Below are 21,683 nucleotides of genomic sequence, written 5' to 3'. Positions count from 1 at the left end.
ATCCCTGTATGGCAATAATGTTTTGTCTTGGCTTGGATTATTCACCAAAAACAGCTGAATTACACTGTGAGACTGAATCGACCCACTGTCTGGAGACCTTTGATGATCAAGTCCCGTGCCGCCGTAGCTTTCGAGGCCAAGAAACCCCTGGAAATCGTCGAAGTAGACGTGGCCATGCCCAAGGCCGGTGAAGTCTTGCTGCGCGTGGTCGCCAGCGGTGTCTGCCACACCGACGCCTACACCTTGTCGGGCGCCGACCCGGAAGGCATCTTCCCGTCGATTCTCGGCCACGAAGGCGGGGCGATCGTCGAAGCGATTGGCGAGGGCGTGACCTCGGTGGCCGTCGGTGACCACGTGATCCCGCTGTACACGCCGGAGTGCGGCCAGTGCAAATTCTGCCGCTCGGGCAAGACCAACCTGTGCCAGGCGATCCGCGCTACCCAGGGCAAGGGCTTGATGCCGGACGGCACCACCCGCTTCTCGTACAAGGGCCAGCAGCTGTTCCACTACATGGGTACCTCGACCTTCTCCGAGTACACCGTGCTGCCGGAAATTTCCGTAGCCAAGATCCAGAAGGAAGCCCCGCTTGAGAAGGTCTGCCTGCTCGGTTGCGGCGTGACCACCGGTATCGGCGCGGTGCTCAACACCGCCAAGGTCAAGCCGGGCGACACCGTGGCCATCTTCGGCCTGGGCGGCATCGGCCTGTCGGCGGTGATCGGTGCGGTCAAGGCCAAGGCCTCGCGCATCATCGCCATCGACATCAACCCGGCCAAGTTCGAAATCGCCCGCCAACTGGGCGCCACCGACTGCATCAACCCGAAAGACTACGATCGCCCGATCCAGGAAGTGATCGTCGACCTCACCGATGGCGGCGTGGACTTCTCGTTCGAATGCATCGGCAATGTGCAACTGATGCGTGCGGCACTGGAGTGCTGCCACAAGGGGTGGGGTGAGTCGGTGATCATCGGCGTCGCAGGCGCCGGCCAGGAAATCGCCACCCGGCCGTTCCAGCTGGTGACCGGCCGCGTCTGGCGCGGTTCGGCCTTCGGTGGCGTACGGGGCCGCAGCGAGCTGCCAAGCTACGTGGAAATGTCCGAGAAGGGCGAGATTCCGCTGGATACCTTCATCACCCATACCATGGGCCTGGAGGATATCAACAAGGCCTTCGACCTGATGCACGAAGGCCAGAGCATCCGCAGCGTGATTCACTTCTGAGGTCAGCCATGAGCCTGGATAACATCTCCTGCCAGAAAAGCTTCGGCGGCTGGCACAAGCGTTACCGGCATCACTCCAAGGTGCTGGGCTGCGACATGGTGTTCGCCGTCTACCTGCCACCGCAGGCCGAGCAAGGCGAGAAGCTGCCAGTGCTGTATTGGCTGAGCGGGCTGACCTGCACCGACGAAAACTTCATGCAGAAGGCCGGCGCCCAGCGCCTGGCCGCCGAACTTGGCCTGATCATCGTTGCGCCCGACACCAGCCCGCGTGGCGAACAGGTGCCGGGCGACCCGGACGGTGCCTGGGACTTCGGTCTGGGGGCGGGTTTCTACCTCAACGCCACCCAGCAGCCCTGGGCGCAGCACTACCGCATGCATGATTACGTGGTCGAAGAGCTCCCGGCATTGATCGAGGCGCATTTCCCGGCCTCGGATCAGCGCAGTATCAGCGGCCACTCCATGGGCGGGCACGGTGCGTTGGTCTGCGCCTTGCGCAACCCGGGGCGCTATCGCTCGATCTCGGCGTTTTCGCCGATCAGCAATCCGATGGATTGCCCCTGGGGCGAGAAAGCCTTCAGCCGCTATCTGGGAGAAGACCGCGCGCGCTGGCGCGAATGGGATGCCAGCGTACTGCTGGCCGAGACGCCAAGCGGTGGGTGCCCGCCGTTGCTGGTGGACCAGGGCGACCGTGACGATTTCCTGGAAAAGCAGCTCAAACCCGAGGCCCTGGAGCAGGCGGCACGCAAGGGGGGGCATGCACTGACCCTGCGCCTGCAGCCTGGCTATGACCACAGCTACTACTTCATCGCCAGCTTCATCGATGACCACCTGCGCCATCACGCAGTGGCACTCGGCAGGGTTTAACGACCTGGTCCAAAAGCCGCCCAACCCGCTGCAAAGCAGGTAGAATCACGCCCTGACTCAATCAGGGCGTTTTTCTATGCGTATTGGCCACGGCTACGATGTGCACCGTTTCTGCGACGGTGATTTCATTACCCTGGGTGGGGTGCGTATCCCTCACAAATACGGCCTCCTGGCCCATTCCGACGGTGACGTGCTGCTGCATGCCTTGAGCGATGCCTTGCTCGGCGCCGCAGCGCTCGGTGACATCGGCAAGCACTTCCCCGATACCGACCCGCAGTTCAAAGGGGCCGACAGCCGCGTGTTGCTGCGCCATGTGCTCGGCATCGTCCAGGCAAAAGGCTGGAAGGTCGGCAACGTCGACGCCACCATCGTTGCCCAGGCGCCGAAGATGGCCCCGCACATCGAGACCATGCGCCAACTGATCGCCGAAGACCTGCAGGTCGAGCTCGACCAGGTCAACGTCAAGGCCACCACCACCGAGAAGCTGGGCTTCACCGGCCGTGAGGAGGGCATCGCCGTGCACGCGGTCGCCCTGCTGCTGTCAGCATGACCGAACTGGAACTGCTGGGCCCGCGCGCATCGGGCGAGCCACTGGGCACTGCGGTGCTCAAGGCCGTGGCGGAAGACTTCCAGGTCGATGAAGTGCTCGACATTCCGTTGACAGGCCAAGGCGAGCATTTGTGGCTGTGGGTCGAGAAACGCGACCTGAACACCGAAGAGGCGGCCCGCCGACTGGCGCGCGCAGCGGGCGTGCCGGTGCGTTCGATCAGCTATGCCGGCCTCAAGGACCGTCAGGCGCTGACCCGCCAGTGGTTCAGCCTGCACCTGCCGGGCAAGGCCGACCCGGACCTGTCGCGTGCTGAAGATGACACCTTGCGTGTGCTCAAGCAGGTGCGTCACTCGCGCAAGCTGCAGCGCGGCGCCCACTCGGCCAACGGCTTCACCTTGCGCCTGACGGCACTGGCGGCGGACCACCAGGCACTGGATATACGCCTGCAAGCGCTCAAGCACCAGGGTGTGCCCAACTACTTTGGCAGCCAGCGTTTCGGGCATGGCGGCGGCAACGTTCAAGATGCTCAGCACTGGGCCGAGCGCAAGGCGCTGCCAGAGCAACGCAACGTACGTTCCCGGTTGCTCTCTGCTGCGCGCAGCTACGTCTTCAACCAGGTATTGGCCGCCCGCGTCGCCGACGGCAGCTGGCAGCGTGCGCAGGTCGGCGACCTGTTGGCGTTTACCGATAGCCGCAGCTTCTTTCCTGCAGGTGAGCAGGAATGTGCCGATCCGCGCCTGGATGTTCTCGACTTGCACCCCACCGGCCCGATGTGGGGCGAAGGCCCTTCGCCCACAGCCGGCGCGGCCTACGGGCTGGAGTCGGCGATTGGCGAACAGCATCGGGCACTGTGCCAATGGCTCGCCAATGCGGGCATGAGTCACGAACGGCGCATCCTGCGGCTCCCTATTGGCGGCTTGACGTGGCATTATCCCGAGCCTGATATCCTGCAACTGGAATTCGTCCTTCCGGCCGGATGCTTCGCCACCGTGGTGGTGCGCGAACTCGTCGATCTGGTGCCGGCAGGGCAGACGGACAGCCCATGCGTATTCTGATTTCGAATGACGACGGTGTTACCGCACCCGGCCTCGCCGCGCTCCACGGTGCGCTGGCGGATTATGCCGAGTGCGTGGTAATCGCCCCGGATCAAGACAAGAGCGGTGCCGGCAGTTCGCTGACGCTCGACCGGCCGCTGCACCCGCAGACCCTGGCCAACGGCTTCATCAGCCTCAATGGCACGCCCACCGATTGCGTGCACCTGGGGCTCAACGGCTTGTTGCCGGAACCGCCGGATTTGGTCGTGTCGGGGATCAACCTCGGGGCCAACCTGGGTGATGACGTGATCTATTCCGGTACGGTCGCCGCCGCGCTGGAGGGGCGTTTCCTGGGCGGTACGTCGCTGGCGTTCTCGTTGCTTTCGCGGCTGCCCGACAATCTGCCGACCGCAGCCTTCATCGCCCGGCGCCTGGTCGAGGCGCAGTCGCGCCTCGAGCTGCCGCCGCGCACCGTGCTCAACGTCAACATCCCCAACCTGCCGCTGGAGCATATCCGCGGCATCCAGCTCACCCGCCTCGGTCATCGGGCGCGGGCGGCGGCGCCAACCAAGGTGGTCAACCCGCGGGGCAAGGAAGGCTACTGGATTGCCGTGGCCGGTGATGCCGAGGATGGCGGGCCGGGCACCGACTTCCACGCGGTGATGCAAGGCTACGTCTCGATCACTCCGCTGCAACTGGACCGCACGTTCAACGATGCCTTCGAGCAGCTCGACGGCTGGCTGGAGGGCCTGCTCTGATGCGCGAACAGGATGATTTGCAGCGTCGTGGCATCGGCATGACCTCCCAGCGTACCCGGGAGCGGCTGATTCAGCGCCTGAGCGAGGAGGGCGTGTCGAACCCCAAGGTACTCGACGCCATCCGCCGAACGCCACGCCATCTGTTCGTCGATGAGGCGCTTGCCCACCGCGCCTACGAAGACACCGCACTGCCCATCGGGCATAACCAGACCATCTCGCAGCCGTTCATGGTCGCCCACATGAGTGAGCTGCTGCTGGAGGCCGGGCCGCTGGACAAAGTGCTGGAGATCGGCACGGGCTCCGGATACCAGACAGCGATTCTTGCGCAGCTGGTGGAGCGGGTATTCTCGGTGGAGCGGATCAAGGTCCTGCAGGATCGGGCCAAGGAGCGCCTGGTCGAGCTGAACCTGCGCAATGTGGTTTTTCGCTGGGGCGACGGTTGCGATGGCTGGCAGGCGCTGGCGCCTTACAATGCCATCATCGTCACCGCCGTGGCGCCGGAAGTGCCGCAGGCGCTGCTCGACCAACTGGCGCCGGGGGGGCGCATGGTGATCCCCGTGGGGCCGGCCGGCGAGGTACAGCAGCTGATGCTGATAGTCCGCGAGGAGCACGGCTTCTCCCGACGCGTGTTGGGGGCCGTGCGGTTCGTGCCGCTGCTCAATGGCCCGCTGGCTTGAACCGCGGGTAATATTTGCAGCGGCAACGAATTCTTGCCGCTTCGCCGTGTCTATCTGGCGGGGTACCCCGGCTCTTCTGGGAGCCTCTTCACCGAGCCTGCCAATGCAGCGTCGCTCGGTTATAATTGCAACATTATTGCATTTCATAACGGTTTATCGTTTTCGGCACCATGAGGGGAGCGCGGGTGGGGCACACAGTCATTCGGCAGCGCAAGGATCGGTCGGTTTTCAAGCTTCTGGTGATTGCACTGGCCATGGGCACTCTGCTGACAGGTTGCTCCAGCAACAGCTCGAGCGGCGCGCGCGTGGTCGATCGCAACAACGCGGCGCCCAAGCGCCCGACCGTGACCTCTGGCCAGTACGTGGTCAAACCCGGCGACACGTTGTTCTCCATCGCCTTCCGCTACGGCTGGGATTACAAGGAGCTCGCCGCACGTAACGGTATCGCCCCTCCGTACACCATCCGCCCAGGCCAGGCGATCCGTTTCAGCAGCGGCTCGACCGGCAGCACCACGGTGGTGTCCAGCCCATCTTCTTCGAGCAAAACGACGGTCATTCGTCGCCCTGTCGGATCGCCTATCAGCCCTTCCGCAAACGGCGGAAAAACGACGCCAACTTCACCCACCACGCCTACGCCGGTAGTTACCACGGTGCCCGCCGCAGAGCGGGCCGTGGGCGGCTGGACATGGCCAGCCAACGGCGTGCTGATTGGTAAATTCGCTTCAAACGGTAGTTTGAATAAAGGCATTGATATCGCCGGTGATTTGGGACAGCCTGTTTTTGCTGCGTCTGGTGGTGCGGTGGTTTACGCCGGGAGTGGCTTGAGGGGCTACGGCGAGCTGATCATCATCAAGCATAGCGACACCTATGTCAGTGCCTACGGTCACAACCGCAGGCTGTTGGTTCGGGAGGGGCAGCAGGTCAAGGCAGGGCAGTCGATTGCTGAAATGGGGTCCACGGGCACTGATCGGGTGAAGCTGCATTTCGAGATTCGCCGCCAGGGCAAACCGGTCGACCCACTCCAGTTCCTGCCACGCCGTTGATTGTTGTACCCGGCCTGTTCCTCTGATGTAGAGGGGACGGGCTCCAGCGATGCCAGGGATGCAGGCGCCGCTCGAGTCTGAGTTCGAACTCAGCAAAGGACTATAACAATGGCTCTCAATAAAGAAGCGCCGGAGTTTGACATCGACGATGACGTCCTCCTGATGGAGACGGGCATCGTTTTGGAAACGGATGTGGTGTCAGACGAACCTGCTGTACCGTCGGTTCGGACCAGGGCCAAGTCAGGCTCTACGCTCAAGCAACACAAGTACATCGATTACAGCCGGGCGCTCGATGCCACCCAGCTGTATCTCAACGAGATCGGTTTCTCGCCTCTGCTTTCGCCGGAAGAGGAAGTGCACTTCGCGCGCTTGTCGCAGAAGGGCGACCCCGCTGGCCGCAAGCGCATGATCGAAAGCAACCTGCGCCTGGTTGTGAAGATTGCCCGTCGTTACGTCAATCGCGGCCTGTCGTTGCTCGACCTGATCGAGGAAGGCAACCTGGGGTTGATTCGTGCGGTCGAGAAATTCGACCCGGAGCGCGGTTTCCGTTTCTCGACCTATGCGACCTGGTGGATCCGCCAGACCATCGAACGGGCGATCATGAACCAGACCCGCACCATTCGCCTGCCGATCCATGTGGTCAAAGAACTCAACGTCTACCTGCGCGCCGCGCGCGAGCTGACCCAGAAGCTCGATCACGAACCCTCCCCTGAAGAAATCGCCACCCTGCTGGAAAAACCCGTCGCCGAGGTCAAGCGCATGCTCGGCCTTAACGAGCGGGTGTCGTCGGTGGACGTATCGCTCGGCCCGGATTCGGACAAGACCCTGCTCGACACGCTCACCGATGATCGGCCAACCGACCCGTGCGAGCTGCTGCAGGATGACGACCTGTCGCAGAGCATCGACCAGTGGCTTGGTGAGCTGACCGACAAGCAGCGTGAAGTGGTGGTCCGGCGTTTCGGGCTGCGTGGTCATGAGAGCAGCACCTTGGAAGACGTCGGCCTGGAGATCGGCCTGACCCGTGAGCGGGTGCGGCAGATTCAGGTAGAGGGGCTCAAGCGCCTGCGCGAGATCCTCGAGAAGAATGGCCTGTCCAGCGAGTCGCTGTTCCAGTAAACCTTGACGCTTGCTTGCAGAACGCCCCGATGACCTCGGGGCGTTTCTATTTGTGCAACCTGAATCCCGGAGCCTGGCAATGTGTACGGCGCTACCCTGGATGCATCGCGTGTAAGCCTTTGCTTACTCGTTCTGTAAGCTTTCCGTGTAACCAGCAGTAAATCATTGTCGTTTCCAACCAGTACGCATTCATAACCATATGAAATACAAGAATTTTTTAGATGTGTGGAAGTGTGTCCCCGGTAATCTTTTGAGAGATCTCGCAGTTGTCTGCCTCTCAGAAATCGCTAGTATTCGAACTGTGCACACGGACATGCACAGGCTTTCAGGGAGAAGGCCAAGGACATCGCAAGACGCGATTTCATTAAGGACGATGTTTGGGACAAGCAGGGACTACGGAAAAAAATGTGGGCGGGTCAAACCGCCCCTTTTTTTTGCCCGCAGAAAATGAAAAAAGGCCCGTTGCGGGCCTTTTTCGTATCCGGACGCTTAGCGCTCCAGATCAGCGATCTTGCCGGTCTTGCCATCCCACTCTTCGGCGTCTGGCAGGGCATCCTTACGCTCGGTGATGTTTGGCCAGATTTCCGCCAGCTCGGCGTTGAGCTCGATGAAGTTCTCCATGCCCGCAGGTATTTCGTCTTCCGAGAAGATGGCCTGGGCCGGGCACTCAGGCTCGCACAGTGCACAGTCGATGCACTCGTCCGGGTGAATCACCAGGAAGTTCGGGCCTTCGTAGAAGCAGTCCACCGGGCAGACTTCCACGCAGTCGGTGTATTTGCATTTGATGCAGTTGTCGGTGACGACGAAGGTCATTTCTAGTTCTCTCCTCAGGCAACGGCGGCGGCCCTTCCTCTCAGGGCCGCGCGGTTTACGGGCATGTGGCTGCAGGCCAGGCTAATAACCTGCAGCACCAGCAAACCGCGGCGGATTCTACCAGCTTGTAGTGGACGCCGTTATAACAGGTTCTTTAGTTGATATAGCATTTCGATAGCTTGACGGGGGGTCATATCGTCAAGGTCCAGCTTGCCCAGCTTCTCGATGACCGGATGTGGCAGGCTGGCGAACAGATCGCTCTGGTGCGGTGCTTGTGGCTCGCCCTTGGCTTTTTTCGATACAGGTGACTCATGTGGCAGGCTGCTGGTTTCCAGGCGGCCCAGGTGTTCACGGGCACGCTGGATGACTGGCGACGGCACCCCGGCCAACTGTGCCACGGCCAGGCCGTAACTCTGGCTGGCTGGGCCAGGCAGCACGTGGTGCAGGAACACGATGCGCTCGTTGTGCTCGGTGGCGTTGAGGTGCACGTTGGCCACCAGCGGCTCGCTTTCCGGCAGCACGGTCAGCTCGAAGTAGTGGGTGGCGAACAACGTGTAGGCGCGCAGCTGTGCCAAACGCTCGGCGGCCGCCCAGGCCAGGGAAAGGCCGTCGAAGGTACTGGTGCCGCGGCCCACTTCGTCCATCAGCACCAGGCTGCGGTCGGTGGCGTTGTGCAAAATGTTGGCGGTCTCGCTCATCTCGACCATGAATGTCGAGCGCCCACCGGCCAGGTCATCGCTGGAGCCGATGCGGGTGAAGATCCTGTCGACCAGCGACAGCTCACAGCTCGCCGCCGGGACGAAACTGCCGATGTGGGCCATCAGCACGATCAGCGCAGTCTGGCGCATGTAGGTGGACTTACCACCCATGTTCGGGCCGGTGATGATCAGCATGCGGGTGCGGTTGTCCAGGCCCAGGTCGTTGGCCACGAACGGCGTGGTCAGCACCTGCTCGACCACCGGGTGACGGCCCTGCTCGATACGCAGGCACGGCTCGTCGACGAAGCGCGGGCAATTCAGGTCGAGGTTCAGCGCACGTTCGCCGAGGTTGCTCAGCACGTCCAGCTCGGCCAGCGCGGCGGCGCTGTCCTGCAGCGGGGCGAGGTGGCTGATGAGGGTTTCCAGCAGCGCGTCGTAGAGCATCTTCTCGCGGGCCAGGGCGCGGCTCTTGGCCGACAGCGCCTTGTCCTCGAATGCCTTGAGCTCCGGAGTGATGAAACGCTCGGCACCCTTCAGGGTCTGCCGACGAATGTAGTCGCCCGGGGCTTGTTCGGCCTGCTTGGTCGGCAGCTCGATGAAGTAGCCGTGCACGCGGTTGTAGCCGACCTTGAGGTTGGCAAGGCCAGTGCGGGCTTTCTCGCGTGCTTCCAGGTCTATGAGGAACTGGCCGGCGTTTTCACTGATGGAAAGCAACTCGTCCAGCTCGTTGTCGTAGCCGGCCTTGAGCACGCCGCCGTCGCGGATCACCGCCGGCGGGTTGTCGATGATCGCCCGCTCCAGCAGGCTGGCAAGCTCCGGATAGGTGCCGGTGATGGCCGCCAGGCGCGCCAGGTGCGGGGCTTCCAGCTCGGACATGGCGTTCTGCAGCTCGGGCAGAGCGCCGAGGGCATCGCGCAGGCGCGCCAGGTCACGTGGACGCGCGTTACGCAGGCCGATACGGGCGAGAATCCGCTCGATATCGCCAATTTCCTTGAGCTGCGGCTGCAGTTTTTCGAAACGATAGCCGTCGAGCAGGCAACGGATCGAATCCTGGCGGGCTTGCAGGACCTTGAGGTCACGCAGCGGGCGATTCAACCAGCGGCTCAGCAAGCGGCTGGCCATGGCGGTCTGGCAACGGTCGATCACCGACTGCAGGGTATTGTCGCGCCCGCCGGCGAGGTTGATGTCCAGCTCCAGGTTGCGGCGGCTGGCGCCGTCGAGAATCACCGTGTCGTCCAGGCGCTCATGGCGCAGGCTGCGCAGGTGCGGCAGGGCGGTGCGCTGGGTTTCCTTGGCGTAGGTCAGCAGGCAGCCGGCGGCACCGATGGCCAGAGTCAGCTTGTCGCAGCCAAAGCCCTTGAGGTCTTTGGTCGCGAACTGCTGGCAGAGCGCCTTGCGCGCCGAGTCGCGGTCGAAGTCCCAAGGGGCACGCCGATGCGCACCGCGACGTTTCTCGGCCGGAAGATCACGTGGCCAGTCGTCGGGGATCAACAGCTCGACCGGGTTGAGGCGTTCGAGCTCGGCCAGCAGATTCTCCCAGCCCTTGATCTCCTGCACGCTGAAGTTGCCGCTGGTGATATCCAGCACCGCCAGGCCGAACAGGCGCTCGTCGCCCAGCAGCGCGGCGATCAGGTTGTCGCGGCGCTCGTCGAGCAGCGCTTCATCACTGACCGTGCCGGGGGTGATGATGCGCACGACCTGACGTTCAACCGGGCCTTTGCTGGTCGCCGGGTCGCCAATCTGTTCGCAGATCACCACCGACTCGCCGAGCTTGACCAGTTTGGCCAGGTAGCCTTCCAGCGAATGGAACGGAATCCCGCACATGGGGATCGACTGGCCAGCCGACTGACCGCGTGCGGTCAGGGTGATATCCAGCAGTTTCGCGGCTTTTTTCGCATCTTCGTAGAAGATTTCGTAAAAGTCGCCCATGCGGTAGAACATCAGCTGGTCCGGGTGCTGGTTTTTCAGCTTCCAGTACTGCTGCATCATCGGGGTGTGTGCGGAAAGATCAGACATTCAGGGCCTTACAGCGGGTGATCTGGTTGGCGATTGTGAAACCGGCAATGGTACAGGCTTTTTCTGCCAGATGCAGGCCGCGCTGTGGCTCGACTGCCGCGCAGTTCGGCTGGCAACTGTGGTGATGTACCAGGCACTTCACTACAATGCGCAGCCCTCGGCGAGCCCGCTTCAGCAGATGTGTGATGAAAGTGCCCAGCAGCGTCCCCTTCGTAAAGCAGCAACTGATCTATCTCCTGTATGGTCAGCGCCGCATCTATCAACTTGAAGCCAAGTTCAGCATTCTCACGGCAATTGCCCGCAGCAAACCCGGCGAACTGCCGGTGATACGCGTGCTGACCGATCAGCCCCAGGCGTTCGAGGGTTGGCCCGTGGAAGTGGTGGCGCTGAATGAGCAATTGCTCGAGGACTGGACCGGCAAGGGCGGTTACACCCATCGACGCAAGGCCTGTGCCATTGCGCATGCCTCCGGCTGGGCCGAAAAGACCGTCTTCATCGATACCGACACGGTGTTCCTGCAAGCCCCGCACAAGCTGTTCAAGCTGGTGGATACCGAGCATTTCCTGGTCGATGAAGTCGAGATGAGCTGGGCCGAGGCGTCGCAGCGTGCCTATTGCTCGGCGTTCACCCGCGGCCTGGCATCGTCCGGCGATGCACCGGCAGAGGACTTGCTGCTGTGCAACAGTGGCGTCATGGGCTTTGCCCTTGAAAACGCTGGCATTGCCGAGCGTGCAATCCAGCGCATCGACGCCTGGACGCCCTATGCATCGGCCCTGCATACCATCGAGCAGATTGCCTTTTCGTTCGAGTTGCACGGCGCGCACATCAATGAAGCGCGTGGGGTGATCAGTCATTACTACGCGATGAAGCAGTACATCCACGCCATCCTGGAGATTTTCTTCGGCCGCTGCGGTGACCGCTTCGAGCCGCGTATGTGCCAGCAAGCCCTCAAGGTGCCCATGCAACGCCCGCTACCATCCTGGGTGGGCCGGCTCGCGGTGAAGTGGAACCTCAAGCGTGTGCCGCCCGAGTTGCGCGGCGTTGGGCGCAAGCTGTTATATGGCAGCGCCATCGGCGGCGACGAGTATCAACGTGCGTGCAAGGTGATCTGGTGGCGTTCGGCGATCGAGGACATGCGGCGGATCGATACGCTCGACTGGTCAAGCGATTGGCCGCAAGGATTGCCGCGACTGGGCCGGCAAGACGAACGCGCATTCACTGCAATCGCCCGAGAAAGCTTGAAAGCGGGTGATGCAGAGTAACGCGGTAATGCATTGCTTTTCCTGCTGAGTGCTTGCATTATGCACGTTATGCAAAAACGCAATGTAGCCACCGTTCTCAGAGAGCTGCTCGACCGTCACGGCCTGTCACCGACAGAGCTGCACCGGCGCACGGGCGTGCCTCAATCTACCCTGTCGCGGATTCTCGGCGAGAAGATCGTCGACCCTTCAGACAAGCACGTTTCCAGGATCGCCGATTACTTCGGCGTCAGCACCGAGCAACTGCGCGGCCGTGCCGAGCTTGGCGCGTCGCGCGAGGCGGCATTGCCGGCACACGGCCATGCGGACCTCAGCGACATCAGCCTGTGGGATGATGAAACGCCCGTCGAGGACGACGAGGTGTCAGTCCCCTTTCTTCGCGAGGTCGAGTTGGCAGCAGGATCAGGAAGATTCGTCATCGAAGAAAGCGAGCGTGCGCGCTTGCGCTTCGGCAAGCGCAGCCTTCGCCACAATGGCGTGCAGTTCGACCACGCCAAGTGCGTAACGGTGCGCGGCAACAGTATGCTGCCGGTGCTGCGCGATGGGGCCACGGTCGGGGTCAACACTGGCAAGTGTTCGATCGGCGACATAATCGATGGCGACCTCTATGCCATCAACCATAACGGCCAGTTGCGGGTCAAGCAGGTCTATCGGCTACCAACCGGCATCCGTCTGCGCAGTTTCAACCGCGATGAGCACCCCGATGAAGACTACAGCTTCCAGCAGATGCAGGAAGAGCAGATCAGCTTGCTTGGCCACGTGTTCTGGTGGGGCATGTACGCCCGCTGACAATGCCTGTGCAGAGAAAACCCGCTTCGGCGGGTTTTTTTCGTCTGGAGAAAAGTCCTACAACCCCCGACGCGAAAGGCCTGCATGCATTTCAGCAAATCCACATGCATAGAAATATTTAAAAATGCATTGACTGCATATGCATGAATGCATAGCCTGTGTCTCAAGCCGGACGGAAACCGGTTGTTACACAGGCAGCGATGAACAGGCCTCAACTGTTCAGAGGGTTGGCAACTGGCCCGGGTGTGCAGCGTAAAGCACCACGATCAGTTATCCGGCGGGCAGGCGGCCGCGGTCGGAATCACCAATTTGAAGCGCAACTGCACGGCGTCACCAGTCGTGGCCTGCAGTTTGACAACGCATTACTGAAAAGCCTGGCAACCGGGCTTTTTGGAATGCCGAGCTCAACAACAACAGCCTGCAGGCGACCGCCAACAGGCTTCACACAGGAGACAGGACAGTGACGAACGAGCAACAAGCGTTGCTGGAAATGCCGCTCTGGCTGGTAATCGTCCTGGCATTGCTGGGCGGCCTCAGCGGCGAAATGTGGCGGGCCGACAAGGCGGGCGCCACCGGCTGGTCACTGCTCAGGCGGCTGGCGTTGCGCTCCGGGGCCTGCATGGTCTGCGGCGTATCGACGGTGATGCTGCTGTATGCCGGCGGCCTGTCGATCTGGGCGGCCAGCGCATTTGGCTGCCTGACTGCGGTGGGCGGGGCCGATGTGGCCATGCGCCTGTACGAACGCTGGGCGATCAAGCGCCTGGGCTTGCGTGATACCGCCCCAAGCGACGAGCGATAAGGAGGATATGCATGAGCGAATTAGCCACGTTGCATGCGGCAGTAACCGCAACCATCCGTGAGGCGATACCGGACCTGGCGTCTGTAGATGCTTATACAACTGTGGGAAATGCTCCAGAGCGCCCGGCATTGCGCCATGGCATCGTGCGCATGACCGCCGATGCCGCGCCGCGTGATGGACGCTCGGTACTGGTCGCCACGTTCGAGGCGGACATCACCGCCGACAACGCCAATCCAGAGGCCCGCCTGCAAGGCAGCCTGCTGGCCGCGCAACTGATGGACCTGTTGCGCCAGCAGCATTGGGCGCTGGATTACGTCGAAGCCAGCCGCAATGTGCAGGCGCAGTTCGAGGGTAACGCCTGGACGGTGCGCTGGGACCAGCCGGTCCTGCTCGGTGAGCCACGCTGGCCTTGGCCAGACCAGCCGCCAGGCAGCCTGGTGCTGGGCTTCGCGCCGGACATCGGTGTGGGCAACGAAGGCCGTTACCAGGCACCTGAGGACTTTGCATGAGCTACGTCACTGCTATGCATGACCGCATGCTGGCGTGCCTGCTAATCCCCTGCCGGGTGGTGGCGGTCGACCTTGCCGCTGCCCGGGTGCGGGTTTCCGATGGCAGTGGCTGGACCAGCGCCTGGCTGCGCTGGCATGCGCTGGCCGCAGGCAAGGCCCGGCATTGGCGGGCACCCAGCCTGGGCGAGCAGGGCATGTTGCTCAGCCCCAGTGGCGAGCCTGCACAGGGCACCTTCATTCCCGGCCTCTATGGCAACGCTGGCAACCCGCCAGACCTGCGCGAGCATGCCGAAATCTGGCAGTTCGACGATGGCGGTTCGCTGACCTACGACTGGCAGGCGCGACGCTACGACATCCACCTGCCCAGTGGCACCGCCAGCATCAAGGTCGGTGCCAGCACCGTGGAGGTCAGCGACAGCGCCATCACCTTGCAGGCTACAGCCATCAGCCTCACCGGCAACGTCACCCTCGACGGACCGTTGCGGGTCAGCGGCGACATCAACGGCGGCGGGCGGATCATCGACACCGCTGGTAACACCGCCAACCACAAGCATTGAACCAAGCCCGCAACTGCGGGCTTTTTCATAGGAGTTTGCCATGCAGTTACATGAAGAGGGCGCGGCGACTGCCGGAGGTGCGCCATGATCGGCATGGACCGCCGCACGGGGCAGCCTCTGGCTGACATCGCCCATCTGCGCCAATCCATAGAAGACATCCTGGCCACACCGCTGGGCAGCCGGCGTATGCGTCCGGAATACGGCAGCCAGCTGCGCCGGTTCGTCGACATGCCGGTCAACGAGGGGTGGAAAAGCGCCGTGCAGGCCGAAGTCGCCCGGGCTTTAGGCCGCTGGGAACCGCGCCTGCAGCTGGAACGAGTGAAGGTGGTGGCCGTACTCGACGGCCAGGTCAGCCTGTCTCTGCGTGGACGCTACCTGGGCGATGATGCCCTGCTGGAGGTCAGCGTATGAGTCAGGTCGACCTGTCTAAATTGCCCGCGCCGCAGCTTCTGGAGGATCTCGATTTCGAAACCCTCTACCAGGCTGACCTCGACACTTTCCGGGCATACCTCGAGGAAGGCTGGACAGCCAACCTCGAAAGCGACCCGGTGACCAAGCTGCTGGAGGTCGGCGCCTACCGCAAGCTGCTCAACCGCGCCCGTATCAACGACGCCGCCAAGGCACTGCTGCTGGCGTATGCCCAAGGCAGCGACCTGGACCAGTTGGCGGCGAATGTCAGTGTGCAAAGGCTGGTGATCCAGCGCGAGGACCTGGCCAGCCTGCCGCCCACCGCAGCATTGCTGGAATCCGACGACGCGCTGCGTGAGCGCGTCCAGCTGGTCTACGAAGGCCTGACCACCGCTGGCCCACGCAACAGTTACATCCTGCATGCCCGCAACGCTTCGGGGCAGGTGGCTGACGCCACCGCCGAAAGCCCGTCGCCGGCCGTAGTGGATGTCACGGTGTTGAGCCTGGAGGGCAACGGCACGGCCAGCGCCGCGTTGCTCGCACAGGTTGACGCTTACCTCAATGACGACGATATCCGCCCGGTGGCCGACCGGCTCAATGTCCGCAGTGCTGTAGTGCTGCCGTACCGCATCGATGCCGTGTTGTACCTGGCTGACAGCGGCCCGGAATACGAGGCGATCATTGCCGAGTGCCAGCGCCGGTTGGAAGCCTGGATCAATCCCCGACGACGTCTGGGCGTGGAAGTATCCCGTTCAGGTATCGATGCCCAGCTGCATATCGACGGCGTCAGCCGGGTAGAGCTGAGCGACTGGGCCGACATTCGCCCGAGCAAGGCTCAGGCCGCCTGGTGCACTGGCTTCTCGCTCAAGCGAGGGGGCTGACATGCAGAGCCTGTTGCCGCTCAACCACACCCCGCTGGAGCGGGCCATCGAAGTGGCCGCCGACGAAGACCTCAAGGCCAGCCTGCGCCAGCTCTACAACCCTGACACTTGCCCGTCGCACCTGCTCTATCAACTGGCCTGGGCCTGGTCGGTGGACCGCTGGGAGGACAGCTGGAGCGACGCGATCAAGCGCTCGGTGATCCGCTCGGCATTCTTCGTCCATGCCCACAAAGGCACCCTCGGAGCACTGCGGCGGGTGGTGGAGCCGTTCGGTTACCTGATCGAAGTGCAGGAATGGTGGCAAGCCACGCCGCCTGCGCCCGCCGGCACGTTCGCCTTGAAGATCGGCGTCTCCGATGCCGGCATCAGCGAAAGCACCTACCAGGAACTGTCGTCGCTGATCGACGACGCCCGGCCGGTCAGCCGCCACCTGACCGGTCTGGTGATCAGCCTCGAAAGCCGTGGCGCCGTGCACATCGGCTGCGCGATCCAGGACGGCGACGAACTGGACATCTACCCGCTGGCGCCACGTGACATCGAAGTCATTGGCGCCATCGGTCGCGGTGGCCGCGAACATACAATCGATACCTTGGACATTGCACATGGTTGACCAGTCTTCTCAGTTCTACGCCATCCTCACCAACGTGGGCGCGGCGAAACAAGCCAACGCGGATGCCTTGGGCATTGCGTGGAAAATCACCCAGATGGGCGTCGGCGATGCCAACGGCACCGACCCGACACCCAACGCCACCCAGACCAGCCTGATCAACGAATGGCGGCGTGCGCCGTTGAACCAGCTGAAGGTGGACGACAAGAACAGCGCGATCATCATCGCCGAGCAGGTCATTCCGGCGGACGTCGGCGGCAAGTGGATTCGCGAGATCGCGCTTTATGATGCCGATGGCGACATGGTCGCCGTGGCCAACTGCGCGCCCACCTACAAACCGCTGCTCAGCCAGGGCTCGGGGCGCACGCAGGTTGTGCGGATGAACTTGGTGGTCAGTAGCGCCAGCAACGTGCAGTTGAAGATCGACCCGGCGGTGGTGCTTGCGACCCGGGAGTGGGTGACCGAGGAATTGGCCCGGCAGGATTTCAAGCATTCGGTGCTGGCGGCGACCACGGCTAACATCAGCTTGAGTGGATTGCAGACGGTTGACGGGGTGGTGCTGAGCGCTGGTGCGCGGGTGCTGGTGAAAAACCAGACGGCGGCCAAGGACAACGGTATCTATCAAGTCGCTATCGGTGTCTGGAGCCGCAGCCGCGATGCCGATACCGATGCCAAGGTCACGCCGGGCATGCTGGTGTTGGTGGAGAAGGGCACCGTCAATGGCGACAGTGCCTGGCAGCTCGTTACCGATGCGCCGATCAGTTTGGGTGTCACTGCCCAAGCCTACGAGATGGCTTTTGGGCGCAGCGGCGTGGCTGCCGGCACATATCGTAGCGTGACGGTCGACAAGCATGGGCGGGTGACGGCTGCTAGCAACCCGACCACGGTCGCGGGGTATGGTTTGACGGATGTCTATACCAAGACTCAGGTAGATAGTGCGTTGGCACTAAAGGCGCCGTTGGCGAGCCCGACGCTAACTGGCGTTCCTACGGCGCCAACGGCAAATGCTGGGAACAGCTCGGCGCAACTGGCTAACACTGCATTCGTAATGACTGCCGTGGCTAACCTGGTTGCTGCTGCTCCGGGCGCCCTTGATACCCTGAATGAACTTGCTGCGGCATTGGGGAATGACCCAAATTTTGCCACTACCATGACAAATGAATTAGCCAAGAAGGCCGCGCTAGCCAGTCCGACGTTCACTGGAGACCCTAAAGCACCCACAGCGGCAGCCAACGACAACGATACAACTATTGCAACTACCGCTTTCGTTCGTTCGGCGATGTCGCTTTTTGGGCTGGGAGCACCTGCGGCGGCAGTAACGAACATTGATGACTTGGCAGCCAGTGGATTTTACGTTGTTGGAGAAGCAACAGCAGGCGCCAAGCCCAAGCATCCAGTTACAGGCCAAGTGCTTGTGTCAGGACAGATCATGCATATTCATCGTCCGAGTACTGTAGCCGCGACCCAACTCTGGGACACGCTGACCAGTGGCGAACCGTTCACATTTATCCGCAGCCGGATAGGAAACACAACACAGTGGACCGCTTGGTCGCAATTGTGGTCGAGCGGGAATACGCCAAAGCAACTATCACCGACAGATACTACTGAGGGTGCTTTGGCTGTAGTCGGGTCATTTGGACTGGGTAAGGGGTACTTGAGTACTGACACGGATCTCAACCAGTACGTCGTTCCGGGCAATTACCTCACTCCTATGGTGGGCCTGACCAACGTTCCAAAAGGGTGGTTGTCCGCCGCTCGTTACAGTTTGGTCGTCGAAGGCTTTGGTGCTTCTAATTACCTGGTACAACGGATTACAGGCGGGCTCTCGGTTGGCGCCACGCCCATACATGCAATCCGGGTCATGCAAAACACCAGCGGTTGGACTGAATGGCAAATTATCAATACCAGTATCAACCTGCCTTTTCGAGGGCAGGTTCGTTTCAGAACTGCTGGCGTCTATCAATGGACTGTCCCTGACGGCGTGCACAAAGTAAGCGTCGAAGTGCGCGGCGGAGGAGGCAGCGGCTCTTTTGGAGGTAGGGACTCGCCTGTAATCGGCCCTGGCGGCGGCGGTGGCGGTGGTATCAGCAAGCGTTTGTGTGCGGTCACACCGGGTAGTGTCATTTCCATTACCGTAGGTGCGGGCGGGGCTGCCGTTGCCGGCGAGAGTGAAAGTGGAGTCGCCGGCGGGTCTTCATCATTCGGTGCGTTTTGTTCAGCCACCGGTGGGAGTGGTGGGGGTATGAATGTTGGATCCCCGGGCGGGCAAGGCTCGGGTGGAGACTTCAATGCTTCGCTGGGGTCGGGTTTTCCACCTCCAAGAAGTTCTGGAGGTACTTCGAATTGGGGAGGCCAGGGAGGTGGTGGTGAAAGTATTTTTGCTGCCTACGATATCTCGATTTTGACTCAGCCCGGCATGGGAGGCGGTGGGAGAACCGTAACGCGCTCACAGGCAGGCGCGGCTGGGTGCGTATTTATCACATATTAAGGTGCACACATGTGGGCATTAGTACAAGACCAAGTTGTATTGGAAACAACCGAAGTTGATCCTGAGGGCCGATATCACCCGGATTTGAAATGGCGGGCCTGTTCTGCAGACGTGCAAGCGGGTTGGCGCTATGAGAATGCAATGTTCACTAAGCCGGTCCCATCAACTGAGGATCAGAGTGCCGTGCAGCGTACTTGGCGCGATGCTGAAATCACGCTTCGCCAGTGGTTGCGAGATCGCCATCGCGATGAGCAGGATCTAGGACGGCCAACTACGTTAAGCGAAGTGCAGTATCTGGAGTTACTAGGTTATCTCCAGCAGTTGCGTGATTGGCCAAGTCATGAACTCTTTCCAGATCCAGGTTCTCGGCCAGAGCCACCTGCCTGGATTGATCTTTACACCTGATGACGCCCCATACCCCTGGGGCGTTTTTTATTGGCTATACCACAGGCCCTGCAGCGCAGGGCCTTTTCACATCTGGAGTTTCTATGAGCGGATTTTTCCACGGCGTTACCGTCACCAACGTCGACACCGGCGCCCGCAGCATCGCGCTGCCTTCTTCTTCGATCATCGGCCTGGTCGACACCTTCACCGAGGGCCCTGGCGCCTCGGCTAAAGCCAACGACCTGGTGCTGATCACCAGCGAACGTGAAGCCGTCGCCGCCTTCGGCGAAAACGCAGCCATCACCAAAGCCTGCCGGGCCATCTACACCCGCGCCAAGGCGGTCATCGTCGCCTGTGGTGTGGCCAAGCTCGAAGACGCCGCCGAGCAAACCTCGGCGATCATCGGCACCGTGCAGGCCGACGGCAAGCGCACCGGCCTGCAAGCGCTGCTCGACGGCAAGAGCCGTTTCAACGCCCAGCCGCGTCTGCTGGCCGCACCGCGCCACAGCGCCACTCAAGCAGTCGGCACCGCATTGGTGGCGCTGGCCGACAAACTGCGTGGTATTGCCATCATCGATGGCCCTAATACCACCGACGAAGCGGCCATCGCCTACGCCAAGAACTTCGGCGCCAAGCGCGCCTTCCTGGTCGACCCGGGTGTGCAGTACTGGGACAACAGCGAAGAAGCCACCGTCGACGCGCCGGGCTCGGCCTGGGTCGCCGGCCTGTTCGCCTGGACCGACAGCGAATACGGCTTCTGGGCCTCGCCGTCGAACAAAGAGTTCGTCGGCATCACCGGCACTACCCGCCCGGTCGAGTTCCTCGATGGCGACGACAGCTGCCGCGCCAACCTGCTGAACAACGCCAACATCGCCACCATCATCCGCGACGACGGCTTCCGCCTGTGGGGCAACCGCACCTTGTCGAGCGACCCGAAATGGGCCTTCGTCACCCGTGTGCGGACCATGGACATCGTCATGGACGCGATCCTTTACGGCCACAAGTGGGCGGTCGACCGTTCGATCACCGCGACCTACGTGAAGGACGTCACCGAAGGCCTGCAGGCCTTCATGCGCGACCTGAAGAACCAGGGCGCGATCATCAACTTCGAGGTCTTCGCCGACCCGGAGCTGAACACCGCCAGCCAGCTCGAGCAGGGCAAGGTGTACTGGAACATCCGTTTCACCGACGTGCCGCCTGCCGAAAACCCCAATTTCCGCGTTGAAGTCACCAACCAGTGGCTGACCGAAGTCCTCGATTCCGCCGCTTAAGGAGCGCATTTACATGGCAATGATTCCCGAAACCCTGGCCAACCTGAACCTGTTCGTCGATGGCGTCAGCTTCCAGGGCGATGTACCCAGCCTGACCCTGCCCAAACTCACCCTGAAGATGGAAGAACACCGCCCCGGCGGCATGGACATGCCGGTCGAAATGGACCTGGGCATGGAAAAGCAGGAAGCCGCCTTCACCACCTCCGGCGTGCGCCGTGAGGCTTTGAAGTTCTTCGGCCTGGCCGATGGCAGTGGTTTCAACGGCACCTTCCGCGGTGCCTTCAAAGGCCTGAAGGGCAAGATCACCCCGGTGGTGGTCAGCCTGCGTGGCACGCTCAAGGAAATTGACATGGGCGACTGGAAGTCGGGCGACAAGGCCGAGATCAAGCACAGTGTCGGCCTGAGCTATTACAAGCTGGAGGTCGATGGGCGCCTGGTGTACGAAATCGACGCACTGGGCATGAAGCGCGTGATCGACGGCGTCGACCAACTGGCCGCTCAGCGCGCTGCGCTTGGCCTGTAAGGAGGCAACCATGGCTCAAGCGAAAAAGCAGCCGCAGTGGCTGACCCTGAGCGCCGAGCGCGTCACCGTGCGCCTGTCCCGCGCCAGCGAGGCCAATGGCGTGCAGGTCGATAGCCTGTCGCTGCGCGCGCCCACGGTTCGCGACATCCGCAATGCCCAGGCAGGCGGCAGCGGTGACGACGAGCAGCGCGAACTCAACCTGTTCGCGTCGCTGGCCGAGGTCGCTATCAAGGACCTCGAAGGCCTCGCCCTGAAGGACTACAGCCGCCTGCAGGCGGGGTACTTTCGCCTGGTCCAGGATGACGAACTTTGACCCGGCCCGGCAGAAGGCCGCCGCTCGGCGGCTGGCCAAGGAGCTGAACTTTTCCGCGAGCGAAATCATGGCCATGTCGTACCCCGACATGGTCTGGTGGCTCGCACTGTGA

Annotated in this window: 24 protein-coding genes; 22 read left to right on the top strand and 2 right to left on the bottom strand. The window is 62.0% G+C overall.

What is annotated here, in order from left to right; genetic code table 11:
* Positions 1 to 102: 102 nt before the first annotated feature.
* The 8 genes from ACIPZF_RS05270 to rpoS all read left to right on the top strand — a co-directional run bounded on the left by ACIPZF_RS05270 (position 103) and on the right by rpoS (position 7,256).
* Positions 103 to 1,215 carry an S-(hydroxymethyl)glutathione dehydrogenase/class III alcohol dehydrogenase gene (locus tag ACIPZF_RS05270; RefSeq protein ID WP_400796034.1) on the top strand — a complete coding sequence of 371 codons (1,113 nt, stop codon included), beginning with the start codon at positions 103 to 105 and terminating at the stop codon, positions 1,213 to 1,215.
* Positions 1,216 to 1,223: 8 nt separating this feature from the next.
* The gene (gene fghA / locus ACIPZF_RS05265; protein ID WP_400796031.1) at positions 1,224 to 2,078 is read left to right on the top strand and encodes an S-formylglutathione hydrolase; all 855 of its coding nucleotides are present in this window, start codon (positions 1,224 to 1,226) and stop codon (positions 2,076 to 2,078) included.
* Positions 2,079 to 2,154: 76 nt separating this feature from the next.
* Positions 2,155 to 2,628, top strand: coding sequence for a 2-C-methyl-D-erythritol 2,4-cyclodiphosphate synthase (gene ispF, locus ACIPZF_RS05260; RefSeq protein ID WP_400796028.1), 474 nt, complete (start codon positions 2,155 to 2,157; stop codon positions 2,626 to 2,628).
* Positions 2,625 to 3,683, top strand: coding sequence for a tRNA pseudouridine(13) synthase TruD (gene truD / locus ACIPZF_RS05255; RefSeq protein WP_400796025.1), 1,059 nt, complete (start codon positions 2,625 to 2,627; stop codon positions 3,681 to 3,683). Before ispF ends, truD begins: the two co-directional genes overlap by 4 nt.
* Positions 3,671 to 4,420, top strand: a complete 750-nt coding sequence (surE, locus tag ACIPZF_RS05250) for a 5'/3'-nucleotidase SurE (RefSeq protein ID WP_400796022.1) — start codon at positions 3,671 to 3,673, stop codon at positions 4,418 to 4,420. Before truD ends, surE begins: the two co-directional genes overlap by 13 nt.
* Before the next feature lie 38 nt (positions 4,421 to 4,458).
* Positions 4,459 to 5,097 carry a protein-L-isoaspartate(D-aspartate) O-methyltransferase gene (locus tag ACIPZF_RS05245; protein ID WP_400796112.1) on the top strand — a complete coding sequence of 213 codons (639 nt, stop codon included), beginning with the start codon at positions 4,459 to 4,461 and terminating at the stop codon, positions 5,095 to 5,097.
* 185 nt (positions 5,098 to 5,282) lie between these two features.
* Complete coding sequence (locus ACIPZF_RS05240) at positions 5,283 to 6,140, top strand: peptidoglycan DD-metalloendopeptidase family protein (protein WP_400796019.1); 858 nt, start codon at positions 5,283 to 5,285, stop codon at positions 6,138 to 6,140.
* Positions 6,141 to 6,248: 108 nt separating this feature from the next.
* Complete coding sequence (gene rpoS, locus ACIPZF_RS05235; protein WP_012315872.1) at positions 6,249 to 7,256, top strand: RNA polymerase sigma factor RpoS; 1,008 nt, start codon at positions 6,249 to 6,251, stop codon at positions 7,254 to 7,256.
* Between the two features lie 489 nt (positions 7,257 to 7,745).
* On the opposite strand, the gene fdxA is transcribed toward rpoS, so the two are convergent.
* Together fdxA and mutS are read right to left on the bottom strand one after the other, a co-directional pair.
* Positions 7,746 to 8,069, bottom strand: coding sequence for a ferredoxin FdxA (gene fdxA, locus ACIPZF_RS05230; RefSeq protein ID WP_051097441.1), 324 nt, complete (start codon positions 8,067 to 8,069; stop codon positions 7,746 to 7,748).
* Between the two features lie 140 nt (positions 8,070 to 8,209).
* Positions 8,210 to 10,783, bottom strand: coding sequence for a DNA mismatch repair protein MutS (gene mutS / locus ACIPZF_RS05225; RefSeq protein ID WP_400796016.1), 2,574 nt, complete (start codon positions 10,781 to 10,783; stop codon positions 8,210 to 8,212).
* A gap of 185 nt (positions 10,784 to 10,968) precedes the next feature.
* Here mutS and ACIPZF_RS05220 point away from each other — a divergent pair, with 185 nt between their 5' ends.
* From ACIPZF_RS05220 to ACIPZF_RS05155, 14 genes are all read left to right on the top strand, one after another.
* The gene (locus tag ACIPZF_RS05220) at positions 10,969 to 12,045 is read left to right on the top strand and encodes a hypothetical protein (RefSeq protein WP_400796013.1); all 1,077 of its coding nucleotides are present in this window, start codon (positions 10,969 to 10,971) and stop codon (positions 12,043 to 12,045) included.
* Between the two features lie 39 nt (positions 12,046 to 12,084).
* Complete coding sequence (locus ACIPZF_RS05215) at positions 12,085 to 12,831, top strand: helix-turn-helix transcriptional regulator (protein ID WP_400796010.1); 747 nt, start codon at positions 12,085 to 12,087, stop codon at positions 12,829 to 12,831.
* A gap of 460 nt (positions 12,832 to 13,291) precedes the next feature.
* Positions 13,292 to 13,630, top strand: coding sequence for a phage holin family protein (locus ACIPZF_RS05210; protein ID WP_400796008.1), 339 nt, complete (start codon positions 13,292 to 13,294; stop codon positions 13,628 to 13,630).
* Between the two features lie 11 nt (positions 13,631 to 13,641).
* Positions 13,642 to 14,139 carry a hypothetical protein gene (locus ACIPZF_RS05205; RefSeq protein ID WP_400796005.1) on the top strand — a complete coding sequence of 166 codons (498 nt, stop codon included), beginning with the start codon at positions 13,642 to 13,644 and terminating at the stop codon, positions 14,137 to 14,139.
* Positions 14,136 to 14,696 (top strand): phage baseplate assembly protein V, encoded by a 561-nt coding sequence (locus ACIPZF_RS05200; RefSeq protein WP_400796003.1) that lies wholly within the window; start codon positions 14,136 to 14,138, stop codon positions 14,694 to 14,696. Before ACIPZF_RS05205 ends, ACIPZF_RS05200 begins: the two co-directional genes overlap by 4 nt.
* A gap of 84 nt (positions 14,697 to 14,780) precedes the next feature.
* Entirely contained in the window at positions 14,781 to 15,107 is a 327-nt protein-coding gene (locus ACIPZF_RS05195; RefSeq protein WP_400796001.1) for a GPW/gp25 family protein, read from the top strand.
* Positions 15,104 to 15,985 carry a baseplate J/gp47 family protein gene (locus tag ACIPZF_RS05190; RefSeq protein ID WP_400795999.1) on the top strand — a complete coding sequence of 294 codons (882 nt, stop codon included), beginning with the start codon at positions 15,104 to 15,106 and terminating at the stop codon, positions 15,983 to 15,985. Before ACIPZF_RS05195 ends, ACIPZF_RS05190 begins: the two co-directional genes overlap by 4 nt.
* A gap of 1 nt (position 15,986) precedes the next feature.
* Positions 15,987 to 16,595 carry a phage tail protein I gene (locus tag ACIPZF_RS05185; RefSeq protein WP_400795996.1) on the top strand — a complete coding sequence of 203 codons (609 nt, stop codon included), beginning with the start codon at positions 15,987 to 15,989 and terminating at the stop codon, positions 16,593 to 16,595.
* The gene (locus tag ACIPZF_RS05180) at positions 16,588 to 19,080 is read left to right on the top strand and encodes a phage tail protein (RefSeq protein ID WP_400795994.1); all 2,493 of its coding nucleotides are present in this window, start codon (positions 16,588 to 16,590) and stop codon (positions 19,078 to 19,080) included. The genes ACIPZF_RS05185 and ACIPZF_RS05180 overlap by 8 nt, the downstream gene beginning before the upstream one ends.
* Before the next feature lie 9 nt (positions 19,081 to 19,089).
* On the top strand, positions 19,090 to 19,485 hold the full coding sequence (locus tag ACIPZF_RS05175; protein WP_400795991.1) for a hypothetical protein: 396 nt from the start codon (positions 19,090 to 19,092) through the stop codon (positions 19,483 to 19,485).
* An 83-nt stretch (positions 19,486 to 19,568) separates the two neighbouring features.
* On the top strand, positions 19,569 to 20,735 hold the full coding sequence (locus ACIPZF_RS05170) for a phage tail sheath subtilisin-like domain-containing protein (RefSeq protein ID WP_400795988.1): 1,167 nt from the start codon (positions 19,569 to 19,571) through the stop codon (positions 20,733 to 20,735).
* A gap of 13 nt (positions 20,736 to 20,748) precedes the next feature.
* The gene (locus ACIPZF_RS05165) at positions 20,749 to 21,258 is read left to right on the top strand and encodes a phage major tail tube protein (protein ID WP_400795986.1); all 510 of its coding nucleotides are present in this window, start codon (positions 20,749 to 20,751) and stop codon (positions 21,256 to 21,258) included.
* Positions 21,259 to 21,268: 10 nt separating this feature from the next.
* Positions 21,269 to 21,571: a phage tail assembly protein gene (locus ACIPZF_RS05160; RefSeq protein ID WP_400795983.1), complete on the top strand. Its 303-nt coding sequence runs from the start codon at positions 21,269 to 21,271 to the stop codon at positions 21,569 to 21,571.
* A complete protein-coding gene (locus tag ACIPZF_RS05155; protein ID WP_400795980.1) occupies positions 21,558 to 21,683 on the top strand; it encodes a hypothetical protein in 126 nt (41 codons plus the stop codon). The genes ACIPZF_RS05160 and ACIPZF_RS05155 overlap by 14 nt, the downstream gene beginning before the upstream one ends.

It is taken from the genome of Pseudomonas sp. NPDC089752 (genome assembly GCF_044748725.1).
Lineage (GTDB): Bacteria > Pseudomonadota > Gammaproteobacteria > Pseudomonadales > Pseudomonadaceae > Aquipseudomonas.
The sequence above is the reverse complement of the archived record's forward strand: the minus strand, read 5'-3'. Positions and strand labels throughout refer to the sequence as shown.

Coding starts and splice junctions, on each gene's coding strand:
- ACIPZF_RS05270 (WP_400796034.1), top strand. CDS start 103: ATGATCAAGTCCCGTGCCGCCGTAGCTTTCGAGGCCAAGAAACCCCTG.
- fghA (WP_400796031.1), top strand. CDS start 1,224: ATGAGCCTGGATAACATCTCCTGCCAGAAAAGCTTCGGCGGCTGGCAC.
- ispF (WP_400796028.1), top strand. CDS start 2,155: ATGCGTATTGGCCACGGCTACGATGTGCACCGTTTCTGCGACGGTGAT.
- truD (WP_400796025.1), top strand. CDS start 2,625: ATGACCGAACTGGAACTGCTGGGCCCGCGCGCATCGGGCGAGCCACTG.
- surE (WP_400796022.1), top strand. CDS start 3,671: ATGCGTATTCTGATTTCGAATGACGACGGTGTTACCGCACCCGGCCTC.
- ACIPZF_RS05245 (WP_400796112.1), top strand. CDS start 4,459: ATGACCTCCCAGCGTACCCGGGAGCGGCTGATTCAGCGCCTGAGCGAG.
- rpoS (WP_012315872.1), top strand. CDS start 6,249: ATGGCTCTCAATAAAGAAGCGCCGGAGTTTGACATCGACGATGACGTC.
- fdxA (WP_051097441.1), bottom strand. CDS start 8,069: ATGACCTTCGTCGTCACCGACAACTGCATCAAATGCAAATACACCGAC.
- mutS (WP_400796016.1), bottom strand. CDS start 10,783: ATGTCTGATCTTTCCGCACACACCCCGATGATGCAGCAGTACTGGAAG.
- ACIPZF_RS05220 (WP_400796013.1), top strand. CDS start 10,969: ATGAAAGTGCCCAGCAGCGTCCCCTTCGTAAAGCAGCAACTGATCTAT.
- ACIPZF_RS05215 (WP_400796010.1), top strand. CDS start 12,085: ATGCACGTTATGCAAAAACGCAATGTAGCCACCGTTCTCAGAGAGCTG.
- ACIPZF_RS05205 (WP_400796005.1), top strand. CDS start 13,642: ATGAGCGAATTAGCCACGTTGCATGCGGCAGTAACCGCAACCATCCGT.
- ACIPZF_RS05200 (WP_400796003.1), top strand. CDS start 14,136: ATGAGCTACGTCACTGCTATGCATGACCGCATGCTGGCGTGCCTGCTA.
- ACIPZF_RS05195 (WP_400796001.1), top strand. CDS start 14,781: ATGATCGGCATGGACCGCCGCACGGGGCAGCCTCTGGCTGACATCGCC.
- ACIPZF_RS05190 (WP_400795999.1), top strand. CDS start 15,104: ATGAGTCAGGTCGACCTGTCTAAATTGCCCGCGCCGCAGCTTCTGGAG.
- ACIPZF_RS05185 (WP_400795996.1), top strand. CDS start 15,987: ATGCAGAGCCTGTTGCCGCTCAACCACACCCCGCTGGAGCGGGCCATC.
- ACIPZF_RS05180 (WP_400795994.1), top strand. CDS start 16,588: ATGGTTGACCAGTCTTCTCAGTTCTACGCCATCCTCACCAACGTGGGC.
- ACIPZF_RS05175 (WP_400795991.1), top strand. CDS start 19,090: ATGTGGGCATTAGTACAAGACCAAGTTGTATTGGAAACAACCGAAGTT.
- ACIPZF_RS05170 (WP_400795988.1), top strand. CDS start 19,569: ATGAGCGGATTTTTCCACGGCGTTACCGTCACCAACGTCGACACCGGC.
- ACIPZF_RS05165 (WP_400795986.1), top strand. CDS start 20,749: ATGGCAATGATTCCCGAAACCCTGGCCAACCTGAACCTGTTCGTCGAT.
- ACIPZF_RS05160 (WP_400795983.1), top strand. CDS start 21,269: ATGGCTCAAGCGAAAAAGCAGCCGCAGTGGCTGACCCTGAGCGCCGAG.
- ACIPZF_RS05155 (WP_400795980.1), top strand. CDS start 21,558: ATGACGAACTTTGACCCGGCCCGGCAGAAGGCCGCCGCTCGGCGGCTG.